1 rRNA gene is annotated in these 1,780 nt (G+C 53.8%); it reads right to left on the bottom strand.

Annotation, left to right across the window (positions count from 1 at the left end):
• Positions 1–71: 71 nt before the first annotated feature.
• Positions 72–1,780 (bottom strand): 23S ribosomal RNA (locus tag BSE24067_RS32120); the annotation flags it as partial.

The raw sequence follows: 1,780 nt of genomic DNA, 5'->3' as shown, positions 1-1,780 counted from the left end.
GGAAGAAGCAGTAATTAGTTGTGTGTATCGCACACGAGAATCAACAAGTCCTGTTAAGGCAGACTTGTTATAGGATCAAGCCTTACGGGCAATTAGTATCGGTTAGCTGAACGCATTACTGCGCTTACACACCCGACCTATCAACGTCCTGGTCTCGAACGACCCTTCAAGGAGGTCAAGCCTCCAGGGATATCTCATCTTAAGGCGAGTTTCCCGCTTAGATGCTTTCAGCGGTTATCTCTTCCGAACATAGCTACCCGGCGATGCCACTGGCGTGACAACCGGTACACCAGAGGTTCGTCCACTCCGGTCCTCTCGTACTAGGAGCAGCCCCCTTCAAATATCCAACGCCCACGGCAGATAGGGACCAAACTGTCTCACGACGTTTTAAACCCAGCTCACGTACCTCTTTAAATGGCGAACAGCCATACCCTTGGGACCGGCTACAGCCCCAGGATGAGATGAGCCGACATCGAGGTGCCAAACACCGCCGTCGATATGAACTCTTGGGCGGTATCAGCCTGTTATCCCCAGAGTACCTTTTATCCGTTGAGCGATGGCCCTTCCATACAGAACCACCGGATCACTATGACCTGCTTTCGCACCTGCTCGACTTGTCGGTCTCGCAGTTAAGCACGCTTATGCCATTGCACTATCAGCACGATTTCCGACCGTACCTAGCGTACCTTCGTACTCCTCCGTTACGCTTTGGGAGGAGACCGCCCCAGTCAAACTGCCTACCATGCACTGTCCCCGACCCGGATCACGGGCCAAGGTTAGAACCTCAAACAAACCAGGGTGGTATTTCAAGGACGGCTCCACCGAAACTAGCGTTCCGGTTTCATAGCCTCCCACCTATCCTACACAGATCGGTTCAAAGTCCAATGCAAAGCTACAGTAAAGGTTCATGGGGTCTTTCCGTCTAGCCGCGGGTAGATTGCATCATCACAAACACTTCAACTTCGCTGAGTCTCGGGAGGAGACAGTGTGGCCATCGTTACGCCATTCGTGCAGGTCGGAACTTACCCGACAAGGAATTTCGCTACCTTAGGACCGTTATAGTTACGGCCGCCGTTTACCGGGACTTCAATCAAGAGCTTGCACCCCATCATTTAATCTTCCGGCACCGGGCAGGCGTCACACCCTATACGTCCACTTTCGTGTTTGCAGAGTGCTGTGTTTTTATTAAACAGTCGCAGCCACCAGTTTATTGCAACCCCTTCACCCTTCTGGCGCAGGCCAGTCAAGCTACAAGGGCGTACCTTATCCCGAAGTTACGGTACCAATTTGCCGAGTTCCTTCTCCCGAGTTCTCTCAAGCGCCTTAGAATACTCATCTCGCCCACCTGTGTCGGTTTGCGGTACGGTCATCGTTAGACTGAAGCTTAGAGGCTTTTCTTGGAACCACTTCCAATTGCTTCGCTCCCGAGGGAGCTCGCGCCACACCCTTGAATCCTGCGCCCGGATTTGCCTAAGCGCCTTCTCCAATGCAGCGACCGGGACGTCCAACACCCGGACAACCTTCCGCGATCCGTCCCCCCATCGCATCTAACGACGGTGCAGGAATATTGACCTGCTTCCCATCAGCTACGCATTTCTGCCTCGCCTTAGGGGCCGACTCACCCTACGCCGATGAACGTTGCGTAGGAAACCTTGGGCTTACGGCGAGGGGGCCTTTCACCCCCTTTATCGCTACTCATGTCAGCATTCGCACTTCCGATACCTCCAGCACGCTTTTCAACGCACCTTCGCAGGCTTACGGAACGCTCTCCTACCATGCG

Source organism: Burkholderia latens (assembly GCF_902499045.1).
Lineage (GTDB): Bacteria > Pseudomonadota > Gammaproteobacteria > Burkholderiales > Burkholderiaceae > Burkholderia > Burkholderia latens.
The sequence above is the reverse complement of the archived record's forward strand: the minus strand, read 5'-3'. Positions and strand labels throughout refer to the sequence as shown.